Source organism: Pseudomonas sp. microsymbiont 2 (genome assembly GCF_054788395.1).
Genome location: NZ_CM139112.1, coordinates 5594796 through 5619310 on the forward strand (window position 1 = coordinate 5594796; position 24515 = coordinate 5619310).

At 63.2% G+C, this 24515-nt stretch carries 19 protein-coding genes and 2 pseudogenes; 10 read left to right on the forward strand and 11 right to left on the reverse strand.

Features of this window, described 5'->3' with window-relative positions:
• Positions 1 to 6 precede the first annotated feature (6 nt).
• The 6 genes and pseudogenes from ACYUME_RS25105 (at position 7) to ACYUME_RS25130 (ending at position 8177) form a co-directional block, all read left to right on the forward strand.
• Positions 7 to 4329 carry an RHS repeat-associated core domain-containing protein gene (locus ACYUME_RS25105; RefSeq protein ID WP_460417435.1) on the forward strand — a complete coding sequence of 1441 codons (4323 nt, stop codon included), beginning with the start codon at positions 7 to 9 and terminating at the stop codon, positions 4327 to 4329.
• Entirely contained in the window at positions 4326 to 4853 is a 528-nt protein-coding gene (locus ACYUME_RS25110; protein ID WP_460417437.1) for a hypothetical protein, read from the forward strand. The genes ACYUME_RS25105 and ACYUME_RS25110 overlap by 4 nt, the downstream gene beginning before the upstream one ends.
• 56 nt (positions 4854 to 4909) lie before the next feature.
• Positions 4910 to 5335: pseudogene (locus tag ACYUME_RS25115) on the forward strand (hypothetical protein); the annotation flags it as partial.
• Between the two features lie 371 nt (positions 5336 to 5706).
• Positions 5707 to 6048 (forward strand): hypothetical protein, encoded by a 342-nt coding sequence (locus ACYUME_RS25120; protein WP_460417439.1) that lies wholly within the window; start codon positions 5707 to 5709, stop codon positions 6046 to 6048.
• A 138-nt stretch (positions 6049 to 6186) separates the two neighbouring features.
• Positions 6187 to 6321: a hypothetical protein gene (locus ACYUME_RS25125; protein WP_279885175.1), complete on the forward strand. Its 135-nt coding sequence runs from the start codon at positions 6187 to 6189 to the stop codon at positions 6319 to 6321.
• Between the two features lie 185 nt (positions 6322 to 6506).
• Positions 6507 to 8177 carry an FMN-binding glutamate synthase family protein gene (locus tag ACYUME_RS25130; RefSeq protein ID WP_460417441.1) on the forward strand — a complete coding sequence of 557 codons (1671 nt, stop codon included), beginning with the start codon at positions 6507 to 6509 and terminating at the stop codon, positions 8175 to 8177.
• 30 nt (positions 8178 to 8207) lie between these two features.
• On the opposite strand, the gene ACYUME_RS25135 is transcribed toward ACYUME_RS25130, so the two are convergent.
• A complete protein-coding gene (locus ACYUME_RS25135; RefSeq protein ID WP_279885178.1) occupies positions 8208 to 9527 on the reverse strand; it encodes an OprD family porin in 1320 nt (439 codons plus the stop codon).
• 539 nt (positions 9528 to 10066) lie between these two features.
• Between ACYUME_RS25135 and ACYUME_RS25140 the strand changes: the two genes are divergently transcribed.
• A complete protein-coding gene (locus tag ACYUME_RS25140) occupies positions 10067 to 12157 on the forward strand; it encodes a TonB-dependent receptor (RefSeq protein ID WP_460417443.1) in 2091 nt (696 codons plus the stop codon).
• 163 nt (positions 12158 to 12320) lie between these two features.
• Here ACYUME_RS25140 and ACYUME_RS25145 read toward each other — a convergent pair whose 3' ends face one another.
• The 6 genes from ACYUME_RS25145 to ACYUME_RS25170 form a co-directional block, all read right to left on the reverse strand.
• A complete protein-coding gene (locus ACYUME_RS25145; RefSeq protein WP_460417445.1) occupies positions 12321 to 14279 on the reverse strand; it encodes a DUF7844 domain-containing protein in 1959 nt (652 codons plus the stop codon).
• The gene (locus ACYUME_RS25150; RefSeq protein ID WP_279885182.1) at positions 14276 to 14596 is read right to left on the reverse strand and encodes a DUF2388 domain-containing protein; all 321 of its coding nucleotides are present in this window, start codon (positions 14594 to 14596) and stop codon (positions 14276 to 14278) included. The genes ACYUME_RS25145 and ACYUME_RS25150 overlap by 4 nt, the downstream gene beginning before the upstream one ends.
• A 36-nt stretch (positions 14597 to 14632) precedes the next feature.
• Positions 14633 to 14926 carry a DUF2388 domain-containing protein gene (locus ACYUME_RS25155; protein WP_460417447.1) on the reverse strand — a complete coding sequence of 98 codons (294 nt, stop codon included), beginning with the start codon at positions 14924 to 14926 and terminating at the stop codon, positions 14633 to 14635.
• A gap of 89 nt (positions 14927 to 15015) precedes the next feature.
• Complete coding sequence (locus ACYUME_RS25160) at positions 15016 to 15333, reverse strand: DUF2388 domain-containing protein (RefSeq protein WP_279885187.1); 318 nt, start codon at positions 15331 to 15333, stop codon at positions 15016 to 15018.
• Positions 15334 to 15631: 298 nt separating this feature from the next.
• Entirely contained in the window at positions 15632 to 15844 is a 213-nt protein-coding gene (locus ACYUME_RS25165; protein ID WP_279885190.1) for a DUF1127 domain-containing protein, read from the reverse strand.
• A 653-nt stretch (positions 15845 to 16497) separates the two neighbouring features.
• Positions 16498 to 17886 carry a NorM family multidrug efflux MATE transporter gene (locus ACYUME_RS25170; protein WP_460417449.1) on the reverse strand — a complete coding sequence of 463 codons (1389 nt, stop codon included), beginning with the start codon at positions 17884 to 17886 and terminating at the stop codon, positions 16498 to 16500.
• Positions 17887 to 18041: 155 nt separating this feature from the next.
• On the opposite strand from ACYUME_RS25170, the gene ACYUME_RS25175 reads away from it, so the two are divergent.
• The 3 genes and pseudogenes from ACYUME_RS25175 to ACYUME_RS25185 all read left to right on the forward strand — a co-directional run bounded on the left by ACYUME_RS25175 (position 18042) and on the right by ACYUME_RS25185 (position 21108).
• Positions 18042 to 18968, forward strand: a complete 927-nt coding sequence (locus ACYUME_RS25175; protein WP_279885195.1) for a LysR substrate-binding domain-containing protein — start codon at positions 18042 to 18044, stop codon at positions 18966 to 18968.
• A 160-nt stretch (positions 18969 to 19128) separates the two neighbouring features.
• Positions 19129 to 20193, forward strand: a pseudogene (locus ACYUME_RS25180) (Cache 3/Cache 2 fusion domain-containing protein); the annotation flags it as partial.
• Positions 20194 to 20412: 219 nt separating this feature from the next.
• Positions 20413 to 21108 carry a methyl-accepting chemotaxis protein gene (locus ACYUME_RS25185; protein ID WP_460419451.1) on the forward strand — a complete coding sequence of 232 codons (696 nt, stop codon included), beginning with the start codon at positions 20413 to 20415 and terminating at the stop codon, positions 21106 to 21108.
• A gap of 41 nt (positions 21109 to 21149) precedes the next feature.
• Here ACYUME_RS25185 and ACYUME_RS25190 read toward each other — a convergent pair whose 3' ends face one another.
• The 4 genes from ACYUME_RS25190 to ACYUME_RS25205 are packed head-to-tail and all read right to left on the reverse strand — an operon-like array spanning position 21150 to position 24094.
• The gene (locus tag ACYUME_RS25190; protein WP_279885201.1) at positions 21150 to 22022 is read right to left on the reverse strand and encodes a transporter substrate-binding domain-containing protein; all 873 of its coding nucleotides are present in this window, start codon (positions 22020 to 22022) and stop codon (positions 21150 to 21152) included.
• Complete coding sequence (locus ACYUME_RS25195) at positions 22019 to 22792, reverse strand: amino acid ABC transporter ATP-binding protein (protein WP_460417451.1); 774 nt, start codon at positions 22790 to 22792, stop codon at positions 22019 to 22021. The genes ACYUME_RS25190 and ACYUME_RS25195 overlap by 4 nt, the downstream gene beginning before the upstream one ends.
• The gene (locus ACYUME_RS25200) at positions 22789 to 23448 is read right to left on the reverse strand and encodes an amino acid ABC transporter permease (protein WP_460417453.1); all 660 of its coding nucleotides are present in this window, start codon (positions 23446 to 23448) and stop codon (positions 22789 to 22791) included. The genes ACYUME_RS25195 and ACYUME_RS25200 overlap by 4 nt, the downstream gene beginning before the upstream one ends.
• Positions 23429 to 24094, reverse strand: a complete 666-nt coding sequence (locus ACYUME_RS25205; protein WP_460417455.1) for an amino acid ABC transporter permease — start codon at positions 24092 to 24094, stop codon at positions 23429 to 23431. The genes ACYUME_RS25200 and ACYUME_RS25205 overlap by 20 nt, the downstream gene beginning before the upstream one ends.
• Positions 24095 to 24515: the final 421 nt, after the last annotated feature.

Here is a 24515-nt window from a genome sequence, read left to right on the forward strand (position 1 = left end):
CCGTCCATGTCCGACGCACTCTGGGCCGCCCGCGAAGGCGACGCGCTGATGCACACCTCGCTGATGGCCGACATCGTCGGCGGGGTGCTGGAAGTCGCCGCCAACGTCGCCATCGGCGCCCTGGCCACCGCCGCGGTGGCCGCGGCGCTGGGGCTCACCGTGGCTACCGGTGGCCTGGGCTGCTTCGTACTCGGCGCGGTGGTCGGGCTGGTGGTCGGCGTGGTCATGGCCAAGACCGGCGCGGACACAGGGCTCAGTCGATTATGCGAGGGCATTGGCAACTTCCTGTTCCCGCCATCGGTGCAAGCCAACATCGTCAGCGGCTCGCCGAATACCAAGACCAACGGCAAGCGCGCCGCGCGCGCGGCCGGCGTGGTCACCGCCCCCTCGGCCCCGGCCAGTGGCGGGGGCGGTGACGCGCAGGCCGAAGAACAGGAAGAAACCTTCCTCGACATGGCCAAGGGTTTCTTCTCGCAGATGTGGCGGCCGACCGTCGCCAGCCCCGCGCCCAACACCCAGGAAGCCCCCGACGACAAGGTGCTGTGCACCAAGCACCCGCCGATGCCGCCGCAGTACTTGGCCGAGGGCTCGAGCAAGGTGCTGATCAACGGCCACCCGGCCTGTCGCAGCGGTGATCGCAGCACCTGCGAGGCGGTGATCGTCGATGGCGGCCTGGTGTCGGACAACGTGCGCATCGGCGGCGAGCCGATCGTGGTGCGTGAAATCCGCAGTGGCAAGACGCCGGGGATCGGCTTGGCGATCACGGCGTTGATGATGTTGCGGGGGCGGGGGGGGAAGTTCTACAGCAAGTTCGGGTGCATGCTGATTGGCGGTGTCACCAGCTTCGTAACCAGTCAAGTGACGGGAGCGCTGACCCGAGCGATCGTCGGCGCCCCCAACCCAGTGCATGCTCCTACGGGGGCCAAGATACTGGCGGGCGAGGATGATCTGGATTTCACCCTGGCGGCGCATTTTCCGGTCACCTGGCAACGCATCTACAACAGCCGCGACGAACGGCGCGAAGGGATGTTTGGTGCCAGCTGGAGCGTGCCCTACGAAGCATTCGTCGCCGTAGAAGCAGACCGGCTGGTCTACACCGATGAGCAAGGGCGCCTGATCGACATGGGCATGATCGCACTCGGCGATGCGGTATTCAGTGCAGCTGAAGGCCTGAGTGTACGCCGCGCCCGGAACGGCGAGCTATTGATCGAAGACATCGAGAGCGGACTCTATCGTCTGTTCCAACCCTCGCCCAGCGCTCCTCAACACCTGCGACTGACAAAGCTCGGAGACCGCAACGATAACCGCGTCAACCTGGACTATGACGAACTAGGTCGCCTGGTACTGCTGTCTGACACCTTCGAAAACCCCATGGTCAGATTGCACTACGACAGTCGCTGGTGCAGGCGCGTCAGCCGTATCGAGCGGCTGTTCGCCGATGGCAGCGCACAAGTGCTCGTGCGCTATGGCTTCGACGAATACGGCGATCTCGCCGAAGTGATGGATGCTGAAGGTCACTCGCAGCGGCACTTCAAGTATGACCAGCAGCGCCTCATGATCGAGCACCGGACCATCGCCGGCCTGCATTGCTTCTACAGCTGGATACTGAGCCCCGATGGCTGGCGGGTTGCCCATCACTGGACCAGCCTAGGTGACGAGTATCATTTCGAATACGACGTGGACGCTGGTCTTACCCGGGTCATAGACGGTCTGCAGCGCGTCAGCACGCGACGCTGGAACAGCCAGTACCAGATCGTCGAGTTCACCGATGCACTCTCACTGACTTGGCATTTCGAGTGGAATGACGATCGTCAGTTGCTGTCGGCAACCAACCCCAAGGGCGGCAAGTGGCTGTTCTTCCATGACGAATCGGGCAATCTCGCGCAGACCATCGATCCGCTGGGTCGCAGCGAATCGACCCAGTGGCTTGAGCACTGGTCGCTACCCAAACTCAGAACCGAACGTGATGGCAGCCAGTGGCGATTCGCCTATGACCGTCGGGGCAACTGCATCCGCAAGGTCGACCCACTGGGCCACACCACATGCTTTCACTACGATGACCACGGCCAGACGCTGCGGGTCGTCGATGCGATGGGCAAGAGCCGTCATCAAAAATGGAATGACGACGGGCTGCTGCGCGAACATGCCGACTGTTCGGGATACACCACACGCTTCATTTATGACCGACACGGCCATGTTCAGACCATCATCAATGCACTGGGAGAACCCCTGCATTACGTACATGACCTCCATGGCCGCCTGCTGGGCAAGACTTACCCCGATGGTCGCGCAGAGCGCTACGAGCGAAATGATCAGGGTCAGCTGATACGTCATGTCAGCCCAGCAGGTCATGTCACTCGTTACACCTACGATCAGAATGGCCGTATCACCGGCCGTACGGACGGCAATGGCAACTCGGTGCAGTTGCACCATGACAGCTATGGCCGGCTACAGTGGCTGGCCAACGAAAATGGCGAGCGATACGTCTTTCAGTGGGATGCTCGAGATCGCCTGACGACACAACGAAATCTCGATGGCAGCAGCCTGTGCTACGCCTATGGGCACCTCGACGAAATCCATGAGGTCCGGTTCAACCCGGCCCCTGGCATCAATCAGGAAGATCCTATCGTTCATCGCCTGTCTGTGGATGCGGTCGGCCGCCTCGTGAGCAAACGCACCGCAGACGGTATTACCTACTACCGCTATGACGACGGTGATCGGCTGGTGCAAGTCAGTGCCACTGACGACCAGTGCGAAACACAGACGCTGATGTTCGGATATGACGCCACCGGCCAGCTCGTCAGTGAAACCAATGAGACCGGCAGCCTCGCCCACCATCACGACGAACTCGGCAACATCATTCAAACCACGCTCCCCGATGGACGTCAGATCAAACGCCTGTACTACGGTAGCGGGCATCTCCACCAGCTGAATCTTGATGACCTTCTCATCAGCGACTTCGAGCGAGATCGCCTGCACAGAGAAGTAATGCGCACCCAAGGCGGCCTGACGACTCGAAGCGAGTACGATCGCTGTGGCCGTCTACGTTCACGGCTGTGCCGACCTGCGCAGATGCCTGCCCAGCTACCGTCACCACTACAACAACGTTTCGAGTACAACGACGCCGGCAATCTGCACGCCCAGATCAGCCAGCAACCAACATTCACGCACCAACAATGGTTCAATCATGACGCCGCCGGGCGCCTCACGAATGCACATGGGCCATTGAGCGCGCAGCACGAGACGTTCAGCTACGATCCGGCTGCCAACCTGGTCGAGCAACCCTCGAAATCCCTGGCCGTACGCCACAACCAGCTAGTGACGTACAAGGATAAACGCTATCGCTATGACGGCTTCGGACGCCTGGTCGAAAAGCACAGCCGTACATGGGGCCGCCAATTCTTCCGCTATGACGCGCAGCACCGCCTGATCGAGGTCCGCAATTTACGCCAAGGCAGAGAGACCGTGGTGACAATGCACTACGATCCTCTGGGGCGTCGGATTGCCAAACGTAATCGTGACAAGGCCAGCGGACTCATGCTGAGCGAAACCACGTTCACCTGGGATGGCCTTCGCCTTCTCATGGAGCGCAGCCAGTCACGCAGCTGCCTCTACCTCTACGTGGGCGATGGACATGAGCCGCTAGCCCGCGTCGACGACAACGGTGCGCACCATCAGGTCAACTACTACCACAATCACCTGAACGGGCTCCCCGAGAAACTCTCCGATGCTCAAGGAGCGATTGCCTGGCAAGGCCGACATAGTGCCTGGGGGCAACTCTGGCAGGAAGAACGAAGCTCACCTTACGAACAGAACCTGCGCTTCCAAGGCCAATATCTCGACCGGGAAACAGGTCTTCATTACAACACCTTCCGCTTCTATGATCCGGAGGTAGGCCGCTTCACCCAGCCAGATCCCATTGGGCTGGCAGGTGGTATCAATCTCTATCAATACAGCCCAAGCCCTCTGACCTGGATTGATCCCTGGGGGCTGGAGGCCGTCTATGAGAACCCCGGACACCATGAGCCTGGTTATCTGCCCAATCGCCAAGTACCGTTCAACTCGTCCAAAAGCGTGCTGCCGGCGGAGCATGAAGAATTGTTCAAGCACAGCGTTGCCGACCCAGATGATCCAAAAACTCGCTGGACTAAAGTGGGAGATGGCAAAAAAGCGGTGTGGCACAGGTTCCAGAGCAGTGCGGGCGATGGCTCCAAGCCTTTCCACTGGAATGGCTCGACGGATGGCAAGGATATCAATGGTCGTCCGCGTGCGATCGATAAAAAGAACGTTCCAAGGTATGCACAGAAAATGAAAGGGTGTGGACTGTGACCCAAGTGATCGGAAACAAACTCACAATTGCCATCGAGTACGAGGTGACATCCCAGGCCCCTCTGATGGGGCATGGCAGGCTCTGGTTCGAAGGGCAGCCCCTTGGCAGCCTGGAGGACTTGATCTACCTCGATGGCTACCTTTTGGGGTGCCTGGAGGATCTGGTAAAGAAGCCTCTACTGACGCAGCGCTACCAGCACTTGGACGAGCGAGGACTGTTCATGCAACTGGACGGTGACCTCAGTTCCTACGATGAAGAGGACAGCAAGGACTTCAGCGAGCAAGCCCGTCCTTATTTCGTTACGTGCGGTACGCTGTTCGATTGTTACCTGGTGTTCTCCTACCGCCTGGACGACATGCGTGGAAGCATCATGTGGCGTCTTGAGGGGGACATCGACGACCTGCCATTCAATGACCTCAAGCAGGCCTCTCGCGCCGATCAGTTCGCCACGTTCGAATATGCCCAGTTACTTACCCTGATCAGCGAATTCCGGACAGGGTTGAGCCAGGCGAGCAGCAGGTGACGACTTTTTGGACACCACCGAACTGAACTCGATAATCGCAAGCAACTGCCATCACCATGCCTGACGCACTCTGGGCCGCCCGCGAAGGCGACGCGCTGATGCATACCTCGCTGATGGCCGACATCGTCGGCGGGGTGCTGGAAGTCGTCGCCATCGGCGCCCTGGCCACCGCCGCGGTGGCTGCGGCACTGGGCATTACCGTGGTCACCGGCGGCCTGGGCTGCTTCGTGCTCGGCGCGGTCGTGGGCCTGGTGGTCGGCGTGGTCATGGCCAAGACCGGCGCGGACACCGGGCTCAGTCGATTATGCGAGGGCATCGGCAACGCCCTGTTCCCGCCGACCGTGCAGGCCACCATCGTCAGTGGCTCGCCCAACACCAAGACCAACGGCAAGCGCGCCGCGCGCGCGGCCGGCGTGGTCACCGCCCCCTCGGCCCCGGCCAGTGGCGGGGGCGGTGACGCGCAGGCCGAAGAACAGGAAGAAACCGTGCTCGCGTGAAACCTCGTTGGGCACGCAGCATTTCATGTGGGAAGTGACTCAATGGAAAACGACAGTGTCAACGTCAACATCCACTGGCGAGACGAGAATGAGGGGGGGAAGGCGCAACTTCCTTTCGGCCAGACCTATTACGTCATTACCGCACCACAGGAAGGATCAGACGGGACATCAGTTACCTGGAGTGTAGTGCTTCAAGTCACTGACAATCGGATTGAAAATGGCCATCGGGTAGGTGCTGGAACTGCCCGATTCCTAGTACAGAACGCGCCCAAAGATTTACTTCGCCCTGGGCAAAGACTCGAGGTCTTTGAAGGACGACGTCCTGTTGCCTGGTTGGAAGCCCAGAATTCTCAATGATGAACTTCACTTACCACATCAGCAAACTGCAGAGGGCTCATTGGGAGCAATGCGAAAAACGCCGTGTTCCCTACATTGAGATCAGTGACGACCAGGAGCACTACAAGAGGATCTTCTATGATGTCACGAACCTTCCCGCTGACCTTGAGCAAATCTCCGAAGACGTCAAACGACTCTACCGAGCCTATGTGGACTTCTACCTGATCCCGCCTGGCGACGTTGAAAGACTGTTCGACGAGTACTATTTCTTCACGTTGCTGCTCAAGGCAGAGCATGCCGACACCCTCGCCGAGCAACTGTTCATCTATCTATGTGGCAGGATCGGCCTGAGCGCTAGCTGATACCGTCGAAGGGACACCAAACCTCTCCTGCGTGATCCTGACATGATCGACTTGAGGTCAGCGCAAAGAACTGGATATCTGCTTCAGGTCTCCACTTGGGAACCTGAACCAGGCCCTCGGACGGGGAACCGCTATCTGATGACCGACTGGCAACAACTCTACGAAAAGCATGAGACCAAGCTCGACCGCCTCTATGACGATGTAGAAGAAGGCAAGCTGGAGCGGCTACCTGTATGTCGACAGGCAGGCACGGCGCGGCAAGCAAGGCGATGAAGCCGGCTTCTTCTTCATCCAGTTCACCTGATTGGAGAGCGGCGCCTTGGCTCCGGTCAAACCTGACCGTGCGTACTCCTCCAAGGCAATTCCGCGTCGAGTAACAGTCTTTTACCGAAACCCCAGGTTTTCCCTCCGCAGCCTTTGCCTATCCTAGGCCGGGTCATCCCGCCTGCGATGGACCCATGAAAGACTCGCTCCCCAGCCGCTATGCCTGCCTGTTCCTGTGCCTGGTCTCCACCCTCGCCAGCGTCCCGTTCCTGCTTGCGCACAGCTGGCTCTGGCCCTTCACCGTCATCAGCGCCCTGCTCAGCCTGGTCGGCCTCAACGACCTGCGCCAACGCCACCACGCCGTGCGCCGCAACTACCCGATCCTGGGCAACATCCGCTACCTGATCGAGACCATCCGCCCGGAGATCCGCCAGTACCTGATCGAGGGCGACGACGACAAGCTGCCGTTCTCCCGCGCCCAGCGTTCGCTGGTCTACGCCCGGGCCAAGAACGAAAGCGCCGAGAAAGCCTTCGGCACCCTCAACGACGCCTACAAGCCGGGCTTCGAGTTCATCAGCCATTCGATGCTGCCGGTAGCGACGCCCGACCCGGCCTCGTTCCGCATCCGCATCGGCGGCCCGCAGTGTCGCCAGCCGTACTCGGCGTCGATCTTCAACATCTCGGCCATGAGCTTCGGTGCCCTCAGCGCCAATGCCATCGCCGCGCTGAACAAGGGCGCGCGGCTGGGCCGCTTCGCCCATGACACCGGCGAGGGCAGCATCAGCCCGTACCACCGCGAGCACGGCGGCGATCTGATCTGGGAGATCGGCAGTGGCTACTTCGGCTGCCGTACCGAGGACGGCCACTTCGACCCCGAACGCTTCGCCGAGCAGGCCGCCGATGCCCAGGTGAAGATGATCGAGATCAAGCTCAGCCAGGGCGCCAAGCCCGGGCATGGCGGCATCCTGCCCGGCCACAAGGTCAGCGCCGAGATCGCCGCCACCCGTGGCGTGCGCGAAGGCGAGGATTGCATCTCGCCGGCCGCCCACAGCGCCTTCCGCACGCCACGAGAGCTGCTGCAATTCGTCGCCCGGCTGCGCGAACTGTCCGGCGGCAAGCCGGTGGGCTTCAAGTTCTGCCTGGGCCACCCGTGGGAGTTCATGGGCATCGCCAAGGCCATGCTGGCCACCGGCATCACGCCGGACTTCATCGTCGTCGATGGCAAGGAAGGTGGCACTGGCGCGGCGCCCCGGGAGTTCTCCGACAACATGGGCGTGCCGCTGCGCGAGGGGCTGATGTTCGTGCACAACACCCTGGTGGGCCTGAACCTGCGCGAACGCATCCGCATCGGCGCGGCAGGCAAGCTGGTCAGTGCCTTCGATATCGCCAGCGTGCTGGCCATCGGCGCCGACTGGGTCAACTCGGCGCGCGGCTTCATGTTCGCCATCGGCTGCATCCAGTCACAGAGCTGCCACACCAACAAATGCCCGACCGGCGTTGCGACCCAGGATCCGCTGCGCCAGCGGGCGCTGGTGGTGCCAGAGAAAGCCGAGCGGGTCGCCAGCTTCCACCGCAACACCCTGCATGCCCTGGCCGAGATGCTTGCCGCTGCCGGCCTGGACCATCCCAACGAGCTCAAGCCCAAGCACCTGGCCCGGCGCATCAGCCCGAGCGAGATCAGCCTGTTCTCGCAGCTGCATACCTTCCTCAAGCCGGGCGAGCTGCTCAGCGGCGCGATCGATAGCGAGTTCTATGCACGGATGTGGCGGATGGCGCGCAGTGACAGCTTTGCGCCGCAGACGGGGGAAATCGAGGTGGCGCCGGCCGAGCTTGCCGTGCGCCGCAAAGAAACAGCCCCGGCATAGGCCGGGGCTGCGGGTGACGCTGGATCAGGATCAGAAGATGCTGATCGGGTACTCGACGAATACGCGGACTTCGTTGCCGTCGTCGTTGTAGCCGTTCTGCTGGACAGCGTTGTTGGTTCGCAGGAACGAACCACGCAGCTTGACCGACAGGTCCTTGGCCGGACCTTCCTGCACCACGTAGCGTACCTGGCTGAAGATCTCGCGCTCTTTACCTTCGCCGAAGCCTTGCGGGTTCTTCGCGTTGCGGGTGTTGATGTTGTCACCCACCACGTAGGCCAGCTTGTAGGTCAGACCCGGTACGCCGAAGGCACCGAAGTCCAGGCCGTAGCCCAGCTGCCAGGAGCGCTCGTCCTCGGCGTTGAAGTCGGACCAGTAGGAGTTGGCCAGGTAGATGGTCGAACCACCGTCACCCACGCCACCGTCGTTCTGGTACCAGCCGTAGTTGTAGCCAGTGCTGCCGGTGCTGCGCTGGTGCGCCAGGGTGAACGAGTGCGGGCCGTAGGCGTAGGTGGCCGCCAGGCTCCAGATGGTGTTGGAGTCGCCGTTGAGCTTGGCCGCACGCACGTACTTGCTGTCGATGTCCGACTTGTAGCCGTTGAAGTCCAGGGTCAGGGACTGGTCGCTGGCGATCGGGAAGACGTAGTTCAGGCCCAGGTAGTGCTTCTTCATCACGTCTTCGTTGTCGGCGGTGTACAGCGACGCGGTGAAGTTGTCGGTGAACTTGTAGCTGCCGCCGAGCACGTTGATCGACTTCAGGCCGCCACCATCACGGCGTTCGGCACTCTTGCGCGCTTCCTGGGTGAAGCGGCCGGCGTTGATTTCCAGACCCTTGATCTCCTTGGAGGTGATCATGGTGCCGGTGAAGCTCTCTGGCAGCAGACGTGCGTCGTCGTACTGCAGGACCGGCAGGGCCGGCATCTGGTCACCGTACTTGAGCACGGTGTTGGAGATACGGAACTTCACGGCCGCGCCGCCACGTGCGATGTCGTGCTCGGAGCTGCTCTGCTCGTCGGCATCGACGGTGTTGTGGCGCTTGAAGAAGTCGATACCGCCGCCGCCGTTGCGGCCCTTGCCGCCATCCAGACGCACGGCGTACAGGCCGAAGGCGTCGACGCCAACACCGACGGTGCCCTGGGTGAAGCCGGAGGAGAAGTTGGCGATGACGCCCTGGCCCCACTGGGACTGGTCGTTGGTGCCGTGCTTCTTGTCACGGTTGATGAAAGCGTTGCGCAGCAGGACGTTGGCGTGGCTGTCCTCGATGAAGCCCTTGCTTTCGGCCTGCTCATTGGCCTGTGCCTGGGTCGCGGCGATCATCGCCAGGGCGACCAGGCTGATCCTGGTTTTCAACATTTTATTTTCCTTATTTCGTAATCAAAAACGCTCTGCATTCGAACGCCCAGAACCAACGCCCCTTCGTAGGTTCGACGCTATGCGGATCCAAGCCGAAAGGCCCGTGGTTGCTCTGCAACGGGTCTTTCAGCCGCATGGCCAGGTCATGGCCAGCAGGCGTAGACGCCGAATCCTAGCCCTGCCTGCTTATACATGTCAAAAAATCGTGAAATGCAGGTCGATATAACCAAAAACGAGGTCCACACTGGTGCATTTCCATGCATATCTGCCCTGGGTCAGCGCAAATTTGTCTCTTTTATGCAAATCGAGCGACAGACGTAAAACTGTCATATCGATGGGCGCCGCATCGCGACCAGACTCACGCAAACGAGCCCGCGAAAATCACTCACTCGGACTTTCTTAAAACAAAAATGGATCCAAACGAATAGCAACATCTTGATACAAATGTAAAGACAAGCCTTTACGAATAGGCAAGCAACAGCAAATAACAAGCATTACCATTCGCGCCCAATTTCTCACTCCTTAATCGGACGCCTCTGATGCTTGCCCCCTGCCGCCTTTCGCCCTTGACCCTGGGTCTGTCGCTGCTGTGCAGCGCCGGCCTCGCCACTGCCGCCACCACCACCCTGCCGGAAACCTCGGTGACCGCCGACAGTACCCGCGAAGAAGACAATCCGCGGGTCAAGGACGTGACCACCGCGACCCGCACCTCGACGCCTGCCCGCTACGTCCCCCAGGCCATCGACTCGGTGAAGACGCGCAACGTGCTGGACTACGGCAGCAGCGATCTGGGCAAGGCACTGGAAGGCATCCCCAACGTCAGCAGCGGCGCCGACACCCGCTTCGACAGCCTGCGCATTCGAGGCTTCGACGCCAGCAACGACTTCTACCTGGACGGCATCCGCGACGACAGCCAGTACACCCGCGACCTGCACAACATCGAACGGGTCGAGGTGCTCAAGGGGCCGGCCGCCGTGCTTTATGGCCGAGGCAGCCAAGGCGGCATCGTCAACCGGGTGAGCAAGGCGCCGGAGCATGGCCGCCGCTCGACCATCGAAGCCCAGGGCGGCAGCCAGGACCTGCGCAGCCTGTACGCCGACCTCAGCGCCGATCCGAGCGATACCCTCAGCCTGCGCCTGAACCTGGGCAACGAAGACAAGAACAGCTTCCGCGACGGCATCGATGGCAACCACCGCCAACTGTTCGCCCCGTCCATGAGCTGGCAGCTCACCCCTGACCTGAACTGGCTGGTGCAGTACGAATACAGCCGCTACAACCGCACCCCCGATCGCGGCATCCCCGGCAATCCGCTGACCGGGCGCCCGGCCGACGTCAGCCGCAAGACCACCTATGGCGACACCGAGCGCGACTACATCGACGACCGCGCCCAATCGCTGCGCTCGCGACTGAACTACGAGCTGAACGAGCAGTGGCAACTGCGCCACACCTTCAGCCTGTTCGAGCTGGACAGCGATTTCGACAACACCTACCTGACCGGCTACACCCCGGCCACCGGCCTGGTCGGCCGCCAGCGCTGGCAGCAGGACCTGCACACCCGCAACATCTACAACACCGTGGAGCTTGAAGGTCGCGTAGAGACCTACGGTCTCGAACACACGCTGCTGGTGGGCGTGGAGGTGGGCGAGCAGCGTCGCCACTCGGTGCTGGAGCAGGGCGTCAATGTGCTCTCGGTACCACTGAGCGGTGCCACCGAGCGTTACCAGCACAATGGCCTGATGCGCACCTCCAGCAACAACCTGACCAACGTCGACAGCGCTGGCCTGTACCTGCAGGACCAGATTCGCCTGAACGATCAATGGCAACTGTTGGCCGGGGTGCGCTTCGACCGCTTCGAAGTGGAAACGACCAGCAAGCTCAGCAACCTGTCGGAAAAGGTCGAAGACAACAGCGTCAGCCCGCGGGTGGGCGTGGTCTACACCCCATGGCGAGACCATTCGTTCTATGCCTCCTGGAGCAGAAGCTATGCCCCTGTGGGCGGTGGCCTGATCGGTGTCACGCCGCAGGCGGCCGGCAATACCAACCATACCGATCCCGAGCAGACTCGCCAGAAGGAGATCGGGGTCAAGAGCGAATGGTTCGACGAGCGCCTGAGCACCACCCTCGCCGTGTATGAAATCGAGCTGTACAACCGTCGTACCCGCGACCCGCTCGACCGAGAAACCATTCTGCTGACAGGCTTGCAGCGCTCGAAAGGTATCGAACTGACGGCGACCGGCAATGTGGTTGGCAACTGGTACGTACGTGGCGGTATCGGTCTGCAGGATGCGACTATCGTCAAGGACAACAACGGCCAGGAAGGCAATCGCATCAACGACGTCGCCAAACGCAATGCCAGTCTCTTCGTGACGTGGAAACCTGAGCTGGGCTGGTATGCCGAAACCGGCCTGACGTTGGTCGGCGACCGCTTCGCCGATACGCAAAACACCGTGAAACTGCCGGGCTACGGCCGCTGGGACGCCCTGGCGGGCTACCGCACCCATGACTGGGACGTGCGCGCGGCGCTGAGCAACATCGCCGACAAGACCTATTACAGCTCGGCGACCAGCGCCGGGCAGATCCAGATCGGCGACCCACGTAGCCTGGTGGTGACCGGGACCTACAGCTTCTGAGTGATTTGAGGGCGGCGCAACCGGTGTGGTAGCGGGTTCATCGGGGCGCCGAGCCGCCGCCAAGCAAGCAACGCGGTGCTTTGCACCGGCTGAAGCCCCACGGGGGATCACCGCAAATGGAAGCACCTGAACAAGCCAGCTGCTCCCGCAGGCAGTGCTTGGATCAGGGCAGCTGCAGCCCCCCAGCCGCCTTGTGCAACGCCCTCAGGTGTTCGCCAACCTGCTTGATGTTGGCCTCCACCGCCTTGATCTCCCTGCCCCGTTCCGGCCCCAGCAGCGCCCTCACCTGCTGGTCCAGGTCGGTGCTCAGCCGCAGCAGTTGTGCCTGGCGTTCGCTGCTCACCTGCTCCAGCTGCTTGCGCTCCGCCGGCTGCGGCAGGCCATAGCCCCCAGCCCCTAGCAACTCCGCCGGACGGCTGAGGAATCCGCTGTTGGCCAACATCGCCTGCAAGGTTTCGTTGGCCTTGTCGAAGCTGCCGTCGTTGCGCTGGCGTCCGCTCAAATAGCGCTGCTTGACCTCATCCTGGGCCAGCAACAGTTGACGCCGCAGGCCGGCTTGCTCGAGCAGCAGCAAGGCCGCGCTGGTACGCAGGTCGGCGCGGTCGAACCACTGACGGCGCTGCTCGGCGTCCAGCGCCAGCCAGTCCTCGACGGTCGCCTGGCGGATCGGCAACTGCTTGCGCAGCACCTCGAACATCGCCTGGTAGCGGTCGCGGTAGGAGTCGAAGCGATAGCCCAGGCGCAGGGCCTCGCGCGGATCGTCCAGCACGCTGGTGTCAGCCAGGCCACGGCCCTTGAGCACCTCAAGGAGGCCGTTGGGCATGATCGCGTCGAGGTCGTTCAAGCCTGGATTGCCAGTGCCGCTGCGCAACAGCTTGAGCGACTCCACCGCACAGTTGTTGGACAGGAAGTAGTAGCTGCCGTCATAGCTCCAGTGCATCTCGGCGGCCTGGCGCACCAGGTTCTCGATCTCGCCACGGCTGAGCTTGAGCGGCACCGAGGCCAGGCTGCGCAGCTCGGTCTTGGTGTATTCGTCGATCACCTGCCCCAGCGGCAGCACGAACAGCCGTGACGGATAGGCGCCGGTCAGGCCGTCCCAGCTGGACAATTGCACGTCGTTGACGAAGGCGCGGTACGACAGCACCAGGCTCTGGTCGAGGTCCAGGCGGCAGGCCGGCCCGCGTGGGCGACCGGGAGCGCAGATCACCAGGCGCAGCATGCTGTGGCCCCAGCGGCTGACCCAGTTCTGGTTGGCTTCGGCCAGCAGGTAGTCCACCTCGTAGACCCGCTCGGGGTCGATTTCACCCAGGGGCTGGCGGGCGAAGTCGTTGCCGGCGTTGAGGAACGGCAGGCCCTTCACGCAAGCGTCCTGCGGCGGCGCCCAACCGAAGTGGTCACGCAGGTACTGGTTCAGTGCCGGGCGTCGGCAGCCGTAGCTCGGGTCGAGCAGGAAATACTCCATGTTGACCGCGACGAACTCTTTCGGGCTGCTCAGCTCGTAGGCGTCCGGGCTGCGAACCAGCTGGCCGTTGTGCTGCTCGCGCTCGCCGCGACGACCGACGTACTGCGGCCAGCCGGCCAGGTCCAGCAGGCGCGGATCATCGCTCAGGGTGAAGCGGCGTTCGCCCTGGCCACGGCAGTCCTGAGGCAGTCCGACCTTGCCCAGCGCGCCCTGCTGGCGTTTGCAGCGGGTGATCAGCTGGCGCTCGGCGGTCGGCCAAAGGCGGGCGCGGTCATAGATATGAGTGAGTTCGTGCAGCACGGTGGCCAGCAGTTCTTCGCGAACCGTGCCATGCGGGCGGTTGGTCTTTTCGCGGGCCGCGCTGCCGTCCACCAGCCCTGGCAACAGGCGCCGGTTGAGGTCCAGACTGGCGACCGGCGAGGCTTGGCCATAGGCGTCCTCGGGCATGCGTGCGGTCCAGCCAACCAGGATCTGCCGGTCGAGTTGCTGTTTGAAGCGCGGTGGCAGCTTGGCCATGGCCTCATCCAGCAAGGTCTGGGTGGCTTGCCGCTCGGACGGGGCCAGGCCATCGGCCTGCAACACCAGTTGCAGGTCGGCCAGGGCGGGCGTGCCGAGCAGCGTCAGGGCGCAGCCCAGCAGCCAGGCACGCACGCGCTTCACAGGGCGAGGATGGCTTCGGCCAGCACCTGGTCGCTGGCGTCACGGGCCTCCGGGACGCGCGCGCGCAGGGTGTCGAAGGCGGCTTCCAGCTGGGCGCCACGGATATCGCCATGGCTGGCGACGAAGCTGGCCGCGTCGTCATGGGCTTCGCGAACCACCTTCGAGTCGCGGATCGAGGTGGTGGTATCGGAGGTGAAATCGATCGAACGGCCAAAGGCGCGGACGATGATGTTGCTGGTGGCCACCAGGGTTTGTGCCTGGGCCAGGTCGGCGAGCAGCAGCATGCCGAGGGTGGCGGCGATCAGCGGTTTACGCATGGAGCATCTCCGGGAATGCAAGGGAGTCGTGTGTAGTCATTGGACGAGAATTGCTTCGGCCAGTTCACGGTCGCCGACAGAGTGCCGGGCAATGTTCTGGTGCAAAGCGTCGAGCGCCGCCTGCAGGCGCGCGCCACGGATCAGGCCATCGCTGGCGACGAATGCCGCGGCATCGTCACGCGCGGCGGCGACCAGCTTGCGGTCGAACGGCGCGGCGGTCACCTGGCTGGTGACGTAGCCGGTGATGACCAGGCTCTGGGTCGTGATGTCCATGGCCTGGGCGCTGCTCATGCAGGCCAGGGCGAACAGTGAAGGCAACAGGTAACGCATGGGCTTCGTGAAGGCAGTGGTCTCGGGCAGCGAAGGCTATCCCGGATGCACCGGCCAAGGCCAGTGAATCCGGGTGAACAGGCAGGGCGTCAGAGCGCGAGGATCGCGCGCGCCAGTTGCGCGTCGCTGGCCTGCAAGGCCGGCATCTGCTGGCGGATATGCACGAAGGCGCTTTCCAGCTTGGCGCCACGGATCTGGCCTTCGCTGCCAACGAAGCTGGCGGCGTCGTCACGGGCCGCCTGGACGATCTTGTCGTCACGGAACGAGGACGAGACATCGGAGGTGGCATCGGTGGAAGCGGCTACGGCGCCAACGACGGCATCGGTGGTGACGATGAAGCTGGTGGCATTGGCCGCGCCGCTGAGCGAGAGCAGCAAGGCGGCGCCAAACAGGTAAGAACGGGTCATGGTCGGAAGACTCCTGCACAGGGACTGGATGGTTCTGGTTGTCGGACGCTTGCGTGGCTCGTCGCGGTACTTTTTCTGCCAGGCGCGTAAGACAAGCGTAACACGCGGACGTTTTAACGCCTGCGCCGGCAAAAGATCACAAAAAGTAACTGTACCTGCTTATTTTGATTTTTTTGTAACTGTTACTGTCTTGATCGCAAGCGCTCTATTTCAGGGGCTCGAAACAAAGAACCCGCCACAGTTTCCTGTGGCGGGTTCTCGTGAATTCGCGGTGCCGGCCTGGGCCGGCGTCCGGCGCTTAGCGCCAGAAAGGCTTGCTCAGCTCTTCGTAGCGCTGCGACTCGCTGATGCCGGCATCGGCCAGCAGGCGGGAGTCCAGGCGGGCCAGCTGACGGCGGCTGGACATGCGACGCTGCCACAGGAGCAGGGTGGACAGGGCGCGCAGAGGCAGGGAAACGTTGGAAGCTTGGGCGTTTTCGAAAGCCAGGTCGGAACTGAGGGTACGTTCCATGATGTGTCATCCTTCCGCTTGTGGCGGCATTAGGGAGTGATTTAACTGGTGCCCATCTTCCTCCTCTCTCGTCCAGAACAGTAGGTACAGTTCAAGTGTATTGTGATGAGCCAGTTAACTGTTGAGAGCGACTGTTGTGGTCGATACTGAGGGAACTGTACCGGTGTGCACAGGTTTGGTGCGAAATTGATGCTGAGGCCCAAGGATTGGGGCCAATGGATGGGATGAGAGGCGGTACAGTAGTACAGTTTTAGATATTTTCTGGCTTCAAGGTGTTCGACAAGACAGTTGCAGCGCCTATCAGATCGAGCGCCGCCCGCGCGGCGCATCGCGACGCAAGGCCGCTCCTACATCTGTTTCGGGCCAATGAGTCCTGTGAAAGTACCGCTGTCCGCCTTGGCGCATGTCTCAAGACAGGTGGGGCGGCAGTGGTGACCACGCTGAAACCGCGTCGTGCCGACAAGGCGGACCAGGTAATGGCACAGGAGAGACTGGCCCGAAACAAATGTAGGAGCGGCCTTGCGTCGCGATGCGCCGCGCGGGCGGCGCTCGATCTCGCAGACGCTACAACTGTATCGCCAACCCTACCCGCCAACACGCAATCTCCACCCGCCAACCCCACCCGCCAACACGCGATCCCCCGCACCCTCACCTCACGCCGATACCGCCGCCCCCCGCGTCCGCTCGGCCTTGCCCAGCAACCGCTTCATCCGCCACTCGAACCCGAACGTCAGCGCCACCGAGGCACAGGCCAACCCCAACGCCAACCCCCACCAGATCCCCGGCGCACCGCCTTCGAGGGTGAACGCGAACAGCCAGGCGCTGGGCGCGCCCACGATCCAGTAGCACACCGCACCGATGAGGAAAGTGGTGCGGGCATCCTTCAACCCCCGTATCGAACCCATGGCGATGGTCTGCACGCCATCGAACAGCTCGAACCACGCCGCCACCATCACCAACTGCACCGCCAACTGGAAGATCGGCGCGAACGCCGGGTCGTCGCGGTTCACCAGCAACCCCACCAGCTCATTGGGCAGCAGCAGGAACAACAACGCGAACCCCAGCATCAGCACGGCGCCAAACCCCATCCCCACACGTCCGGCACTGCGCGCCGCCAGCAACTGGCCGGCGCCATAGTAGAGACCGACCCGCATGGTCACCGCGTACGACAACCCGGTCGGCACCATGAACGCGGTAGAAACGATCTGCAGGGCGATCTGGTGGGCCGCAAGCTCCGTGCTGCCCAGCACGCCCATGCACAGCGCGGCGAAGGCGAACAGGCCGACCTCGACCATGTAGGTGCCGCCGATCGGCAGCCCCAGCCGCCACAGCTCACGCAGCGCAGGCAGCGAAGGCCGCGATAGCCCCTTGCACAGTGGGTAGGCGGCATATGCCTCGTGCCAACGGATATAGAGGGCCAACGCGATCGCCATGCCCAGGGTCACCACCGCGGTGACCAGGCCGATGCCCATCAGCCCGAGCTTGGGCAGGCCGAACATGCCCTCGATCAGCATGTGGTTGAACAGATAGTTGAACACCGTGCCGGCCAGGCTGATGACCATCACCGGGGTCGAACGCCCGAGCGCGCTGGTGAAGCCTCGCAGGGCCATGAAGGTCATGTAGCCAGGCAGGGCAAGCGGCAGCAGGGTGAGGAACTGCATCGCCGAATCGACGTTCTCCGGCTTCTGTCCGAACAACAGCAACGCGGGCTTGAGGTTCCACAGCACCAGCGCCGCCACCAACGCCAGGCCCCAGGCCAGCCACAGGCCGGCCTGGGCCAGGCGGGTGGCGCCCTCGATGTCGTTGGCGCCCTTGCGAATGGCCACCAGCGTACCGACCGCGGCGATCACCCCCAGGCAGAAGATCGACACGAACGAATAGCTGGCCGCGCCCAGGCCACCACCGGCCAGCGCCTGCGGGCTGATGCGGGCCATCATCAGGGTGTCGGTCAGCACCATCAGCATGTGCGCCAGCTGCGAGGCGATCAACGGCCCGGCCAGGCGCAGCAAAGCCTTGAGTTCTGTGGTGGGCGCGACATGCATGGGGAGGTCCTTCTGGATGATTCGAGAGTGCGAGCGGTCGATTCTGAGGCTTCGGTCAGCTTTGCACAAAAGGATAAAAGCGATCACTGCCATGAGTCTGACTCATGGATGTATGATCCGGAGCATCTCGCTTGCCCCCGTATGACAGGTGCCTCATGTCTCGCCAACTTCCTCCGCTCTATGCACTGCGCGCATTCGAAGCCGCCGCCCGGCTGAGTTCCTTCACCCGTGCCGGCGAGGAGTTGTCGATCACCCAGAGCGCGGTGAGCCGGCATATCCGCACGCTCGAACAGCACTTCGCCTGCCGCCTGTTCGCACGCAACGGCCGCAGCCTGCAACTGACCGAAGCCGCGCGCATGCTGCTGCCCGGAGTGCGGGACGGCTTCGCCGCGCTGGAGCGGGCTTGCGACGCCTTGCGCGGCGAAGATGACATGCTGCGCATGAAGGCGCCCTCGACCCTGACCATGCGCTGGCTGCTGGCGCGGCTGAGCCGCTTCCGGCATCTGCAGCCGGGCAACGAGGTGCAGCTGACCAGCGCCTGGATGGATGTCGATCATGTCGACTTCAACCAGGAACCGTTCGACTGCGCGGTGCTGCTCGGCGACGGCAATTTCCCGGCGGACTGGGAGGTGCGTCGGCTGTTTTCCGAGCTGTTGATCCCGGTGGGCGCGCCGGACCTGCTCGAGGGCGCGCCCTGGGATGAACGCCGCCTGGCCGGCATCGAGCTGCTGCACCCTACCCCGGACAAGCGCGACTGGCGCGCCTGGCTGGCGCGCATGGGGCTGACCGACAAGGTGTCGCTCAAGGGCGGACAAGTGTTCGACACCCTGGAGCTGGGCATGATCGCGGCGGCAAGGGGCTACGGGATTTCCATGGGCGACCTGTTGATGGTCGCCGAAGATGTCGCCCAGAAACGCTTGAGCCTACCTTGGCCGACCGCCGTGGCCAGTGGCATGCACTACTACCTGGTGTGGCCCAGGACCCGGCCGGGTGGGGAGCGGTTGCGGCGGTTGAGCGTGTTTCTTCAGGAAGAGGCGGCGGCGATGGATCTGCCGGATGTAGAGATCCTGTCGGCGCCATGAAGCAAAGGTTTGCGAATACCCAGGTCCGACACTCAAGTATTGCTCCGCGACGCCGATCAAACTGCATCAGCGTCCCGGAAGAGGACGCCCCTCTCCGACGATATGCAGCGAGCGGTCGGCGCGATCAGGACGATCCCGGTCTCTTGCCAGGAGCCTTGCCATGTCCAAACCGCGTGCCCGAATCGCCTCGCAGCTCGGGATCGCCCTCGCCATCGTGCTGGCGCTGGTGATCACCGGCAGTACCTTGTTCGCCCTGCGTTCGCTGGACGACGCCAACCTCACCACCCGCCAGGCGCACCTGGCCAGCGAAGCGCGGCTGCTGGCCGACCAGCTCGATACCTTCCACGGATCGCTCAAGGACAACACCCAGCGTCTGAGCGGCCTGTTCGAGCGCCGGTTTGCCTCGGGGCTGGCCGTGCATGCGGGGGAAACCGTCAGCGTCGCCGGCACCGCCACCCCAGCGCTGTACCTGGGTGATCACTTGCTGAACAACGATTTCCAGCAAGTCGACGAGTTCCAGCAGATGACCGCTGGCGTCGCGACCTTGTTCGTGCGCAGCGGCGACGACTTCGTGCGCATCAGCACCAGCCTGACCAAGCAGGACGGCAGCCGCGCCATCGGCACCCAACTCGACCGCCAGCACCCGGCCTATTCGAAACTGATGGCCGGACAGACCTACGTCGGCCGTGCCGTACTGTTCGACCGCAACTACATGACCCGCTACGTGCCGGTTCGCGATGGCGCTGGCCGGGTGATCGCGGTGCTGTTCGTCGGCTTCGACTATACCGACGCGCAGAACGCCCAGTTCGCCAACCTCAAGCGCTTCCGCATCGGCCAGACCGGTTCGCTGGCGTTGCTGGACGAACAGGGCAAGTGGCTGGTGCCCCCGGCGCAGGTGCGCGAGGCCGAGGCGGCCGCCCTGGCGGTCAAGGCGATCGCGCCGGGAGCGGGACAGTTCTGGTCGAACGCCGGCGAACAACTGTTCAGCGTCACCGAGCCCTTCGCCGAAGGCCCATGGACCGTGGTGGCGAGCATGCCCGCCGACGAGATCCGCGCGGTGACCTGGAGCGTCGGCCTGCGCCTGGCCATCGGCAGCCTGCTGGCGATGCTGCTGGCCGTGGCCGCCACGCTCTGGCTGTTGCGGCGCAAGCTGCGTCCGCTGGGCGACCTGGTGCGCCAGGCCGAAGCCCTTGGCGCTGGCGACCTCAATGCACGCCTGAACGTCACCAGTCAGGACGAGATCGGCCAGCTGGCCCGCAGCTTCAACCAGATGGGTGAAGCCCTGGCGACCATGGTCGAGCATATTCGCGGCGCCTCGGAACAGGTCAGTGGTCGCGCCCGTTCGCTGTCGGGCCTGTCCTCCGGCGCCTGCGAGGGCATGGATCAGCAATCTGGCGAGATCACCAGCATGGCCGGCGCCGTGGAGGAGTTCAGCGCCACCTCGATGAACATCGCCGACAACATGGCCGGCACCGAGCGCATGGCGCGCGACAACGCCCAGCAGACCCGCATTGGCCGCACCGCGATGGATGAGGCCTCGACGTCCCTGCGCCAGATCGCCGACGCCCTGGGCGGCACCGCGACCGTGATGGACACCCTGGGCGCCCGCTCGCAGGAAATCGGCGGGATCGTCGGGGTGATCACCGCGATTGCCGAGCAGACCAACCTGCTGGCGCTCAACGCCGCCATCGAGGCCGCCCGCGCCGGCGAGCAGGGCCGTGGCTTCGCCGTGGTCGCCGACGAGGTCCGGGGCCTGGCCGCGCGCACCCGCCAGGCCACCGACGAAATCTCCGGGATGATCGCCAGCATCCAGCAGCAGACCGGGCACGCCATCCACACCCTCGAGCAAGGCAACCAGCTGATGCAGGAGGGCCTGGCGCGCAACGACAAGGTGGCCGAGGCGCTGGCACGCATCGACGAACAGAGCCGGGCGGCGGGCGAACGCTTCGCCGTGATCAGCACCGCGACGCAGGAGCAGAGCAGCACCGCGACGGTGCTCAGCCGCAACCTGCAAAGCATTGCCCAGGCCAACAGCGAGCAGCGCGACGTGGCCAACGAACTGGCCATGACGGCGCGGGAACTGGAAGGACTGGCGGGGCAGTTGCGCCAGGAAGTGGATCGTTTCCGGACCCACCGCTAAGGCATCGGGCCTGCCCCACGGGGCAGGCCTCCTTCAAACGCTCAACCCTGCCACTTGCCGCCTTCGACGATCACGCTTTCCGGTTTGGTGTCATCGCTCAGTTCCTTGCGCACGTACTGGTCGTACAGCTTGAGCAGGAACTTTTCCTCGCCCAGCCTGGCCAGCTCGGCATTCACCCAGTCGCGCAGCTCGGTGTTGCCCTTCTTCACCGCCGGGGCGATCGGTGCTTCATCGCCCAGCAACTGCGGCAGCACACGGTAGCCCGGATTCTGCTTGGCCCAGCTGAACAGGATCAGGTTGTCCTGGGCATAGGCGTCGCCACGGCCATTGGCCAGCGCGGCCAGCGACTCGGTGTTCTTCTCGAACTTGAGCAGTTTCCAGTCCGGGTGGGTCTTGGTCAGCCAGATATCGGCGGTGGTGCCGGTGGTGACGATGATGGTCTTGTCGGCCAGGTCATCGAGCTTCTGCACCGGGCTTGCGTCGGCGACGATCGCCTGCACCGCCACGCGCAGGTTGGGGTTGGTGAAGTCCACCGCTTCCTTGCGCTCCGGGGTGACGGTCATGTTGGCGAGGATCAGGTCGACCTTGTCGCTCTGCAGGAACGGGATGCGGCTGGCGGGCTCGACGGCGACGAACTCGACCTTGTTCTCGTCGCCCAGCAGGTCCTTGGCGAAGCGCCGGCCGATATCGGTATCGAAGCCCACGTAGCGGCCGCTTTCATCGACGAAGCCGAACGGCGGCTTGTCGGTGAACACGCCGACGATCAGCTTGTCGCGGGCCTTGATGGTCTCCAGGTAGCTGGTGGCCGGCGAAGCGGCTGCGGGCTTGGCCGGCTCCTCGGCCTTGTCGCAGCCGGCCAGCAGGGCCAGGCCAAGCAGTGGCGCGAACAGTTTGGCGAATGGGGCGATCTTCATGACAGTTCCTTGTGCAATGTCTTGGGCAGGCTTTCGACGAAAGAGAATTTCTCCAGGAACTGCTGCGCGCGTGCGGTCTGCGGTTGGGTGAAGAAGCGCTCGGGGTGGTTCTGTTCAAGGATCCTGCCGGCCTCCATGAACACGATGCGGTCGGCCACCGCGCGGGCGAAGGCCATTTCGTGGGTGACGATGAGCAGGGTCATGCCTTCGCGGGCCAGGCCCTGGATCACCTGCAGCACTTCCTTGACCATCTCCGGGTCGAGGGCGGCGGTGACTTCATCGAACAGCATCACCTGCGGGTTCATGCACAGCGAGCGGACGATGGCGATGCGTTGCTGCTGGCCACCGGAAAGCTGACGGGGAAAGGCATCGCGCTTGTCCAGCAGTCCCACCCGGGCCAGCAGCGCCTCGGCCTGGGCCTGGGCTTCGCGACGTTCGCGCTTCTGCACCTTCAGCGGCCCCAGCAGCAGGTTGTCGAGCACGCTCATGTGGCCGAACAGGTGGTAGCTCTGGAATACCATGCCCACCCGCTGGCGCACCTGTCGCCAGTCGGTGTCGAGGCCGAGCAGCTCCTGGCCGTCGAGGCGCAGGCTGCCGCCCTGGGCCGCTTCCAGGCCGTTGAGGCAGCGCAGCAAGGTGCTCTTGCCGCAGCCGCTGGGGCCGAGGATCACCAGTACCTCGCCGGCCTGGACCTGAAGGTCGATGTCCTTGAGCACCTGCTGCGAGCCGAAGAACTTGTTGAAGCCTTGGAATTCGATCAATGGATTCATGCGTGGGCCCAGCGCCGCTCCAGCACGCGCGAGGCGGCGGACAGCGGATAACAGACGAAGAAGAAGAACAGGAACAACGCGCCATAGATCAGCACCGACTCGTAGGTGCGCTCGATGATCTGCTGGCCGGCCTTGATCACCTCGACCACGCCGATCAGCACGGCCAACGAGCTGGTCTTGACGATGCGCGTATAGATGTTGATGGTCGGCGGCGTCATGCGCTTGAGCGCCTGGGGCAGCAGCACATAACCATACAGCTGCCAGCCTGCCAGGCCGATCGACAGCCCCGCCTCGCGCTGCCCGCGAGGCAGCGACTGCAAGGCGCCACGCACCACCTCACCGACTTCGCTGGCGCCCCAGAGGCCCAATACCAGTACCGCGCACCAGAAGCTGGGAATGCTCAGGCCGAAGAAGATCGGCAGCCCGAAGAACACCAGGTACAGCCACACCAGCACCGGAATGGCCCGGAACAGCTCCAGATAGACCTGCAGCAGGAGGTTCAGCAGCCGGTTGCCCAGGGTCGCCAGCACGCCATAGAGCACACCGCCCACGGTGGCGAACAGGATGCCCAGCGCCGAGATCGCCAGGGTCTGCCCGGCGCCGGTAGCCAACTGGGGCAGCGAAACCAGCAGCAGCTCAATGCCCGAACTGGCCATGTTGCAGCCTCCGTTCCAGATAGCGCAGCAGCAGCGACAGCGGCAGGAAGATCAGCACGCAGAGCAGGGTCAGCACGGCGAGCATTTCGTAGGTCTTGTAGTACAGGGCGATGTAGTTCTTGGTGGTGTAGAGGATCTCCGGCACCGCCACCGCCGAGACCACGGTGGTCTCCTTGAGCAGGAAGACGAAATTGGCGAACAGCGCCGGCAGGCTGAGGATGCCGGCCTGGGGCAGGATCACGTGACGCAGTAACTGGCCTTCGGAAAGGCCAATGGAGCGCCCGGACTCCAGTTGCGCCCGTGGCACCGCCTCGACGCCCGCACGCAGCACCTCGGTGAGGTAGGCGCCACCCATGAAGGTCATGGTGATGATCGCCGCGGCGAAGCCCGACACCTTCACGCCCAGGCTCGGCAGCGCGAAGTAGACGAAAAACAGCTGGATCAGCAGCGGTGTGTTGCGCGCCAGTTCCACGTAGCCCTGGACCAGGCGCCACAGGTAGGGGGTGCGAAACACCAGGATCGTTGCGTTGACCAGTGCCACCAGCAGTGACGTGGCGATGGCAATCAACCCAACTTGCAGTGTGACCCCCACGGCCTTGAAGAAGGTCGGCAACGTGCTGAGCAGAAAGGCGGTGTCGAAGCTCATGACAGGAGCCTCGGCGCAGGGGCGTGAAGGTACGGCATGAGAGGTTCCAGGGTCGGCACGAGGGTCGCTCGGCGTCGATTCACGGGGAGTGGCACTGTGCCGGTAAGCACGATGAACAGACTTTAAAGGTATAAAAATATTTCCAGAAATACCCAAATTGCATATCGATATCACGCTCTGTCGTCCTCAGAAATTTCCGTCGCCATGCGCGGAATCTTTCTGAGGAAATCCCCCTCCAAGGGGTTTCAGACTGTGGCTTGCAAGGCCCGTCACCCCATCAGGACGACAACGATGAACAGCCCCTGCTCGCCTGCTTCGAACGAACAACTGCTGTGGCTCCTGGCACTGCGCCGGGCACTGGCCAATCAGCGCTGACCTCGAGTCATATGGAAGCATCCGTCTTGTCCAGAAGCCCAATCTG

Bases quoted from the DNA above. Each gene is read 5' to 3' on its own strand.
- ACYUME_RS25140 (WP_460417443.1), top strand. From the start codon at position 10,067: ATGCTTGCCCCCTGCCGCCTTTCGCCCTTGACCCTGGGTCTGTCGCTG.
- ACYUME_RS25190 (WP_279885201.1), bottom strand. From the start codon at position 22,022: ATGAAGATCGCCCCATTCGCCAAACTGTTCGCGCCACTGCTTGGCCTG.
- ACYUME_RS25195 (WP_460417451.1), bottom strand. From the start codon at position 22,792: ATGAATCCATTGATCGAATTCCAAGGCTTCAACAAGTTCTTCGGCTCG.
- ACYUME_RS25150 (WP_279885182.1), bottom strand. From the start codon at position 14,596: ATGCGTAAACCGCTGATCGCCGCCACCCTCGGCATGCTGCTGCTCGCC.
- ACYUME_RS25205 (WP_460417455.1), bottom strand. From the start codon at position 24,094: ATGAGCTTCGACACCGCCTTTCTGCTCAGCACGTTGCCGACCTTCTTC.
- ACYUME_RS25185 (WP_460419451.1), top strand. From the start codon at position 20,413: ATGAACATCGCCGACAACATGGCCGGCACCGAGCGCATGGCGCGCGAC.
- ACYUME_RS25130 (WP_460417441.1), top strand. From the start codon at position 6,507: ATGAAAGACTCGCTCCCCAGCCGCTATGCCTGCCTGTTCCTGTGCCTG.
- ACYUME_RS25135 (WP_279885178.1), bottom strand. From the start codon at position 9,527: ATGTTGAAAACCAGGATCAGCCTGGTCGCCCTGGCGATGATCGCCGCG.
- ACYUME_RS25200 (WP_460417453.1), bottom strand. From the start codon at position 23,448: ATGGCCAGTTCGGGCATTGAGCTGCTGCTGGTTTCGCTGCCCCAGTTG.
- ACYUME_RS25175 (WP_279885195.1), top strand. From the start codon at position 18,042: ATGTCTCGCCAACTTCCTCCGCTCTATGCACTGCGCGCATTCGAAGCC.
- ACYUME_RS25170 (WP_460417449.1), bottom strand. From the start codon at position 17,886: ATGCATGTCGCGCCCACCACAGAACTCAAGGCTTTGCTGCGCCTGGCC.
- ACYUME_RS25120 (WP_460417439.1), top strand. From the start codon at position 5,707: ATGAACTTCACTTACCACATCAGCAAACTGCAGAGGGCTCATTGGGAG.
- ACYUME_RS25155 (WP_460417447.1), bottom strand. From the start codon at position 14,926: ATGCGTTACCTGTTGCCTTCACTGTTCGCCCTGGCCTGCATGAGCAGC.
- ACYUME_RS25105 (WP_460417435.1), top strand. From the start codon at position 7: ATGTCCGACGCACTCTGGGCCGCCCGCGAAGGCGACGCGCTGATGCAC.
- ACYUME_RS25125 (WP_279885175.1), top strand. From the start codon at position 6,187: ATGACCGACTGGCAACAACTCTACGAAAAGCATGAGACCAAGCTCGAC.
- ACYUME_RS25160 (WP_279885187.1), bottom strand. From the start codon at position 15,333: ATGACCCGTTCTTACCTGTTTGGCGCCGCCTTGCTGCTCTCGCTCAGC.
- ACYUME_RS25165 (WP_279885190.1), bottom strand. From the start codon at position 15,844: ATGGAACGTACCCTCAGTTCCGACCTGGCTTTCGAAAACGCCCAAGCT.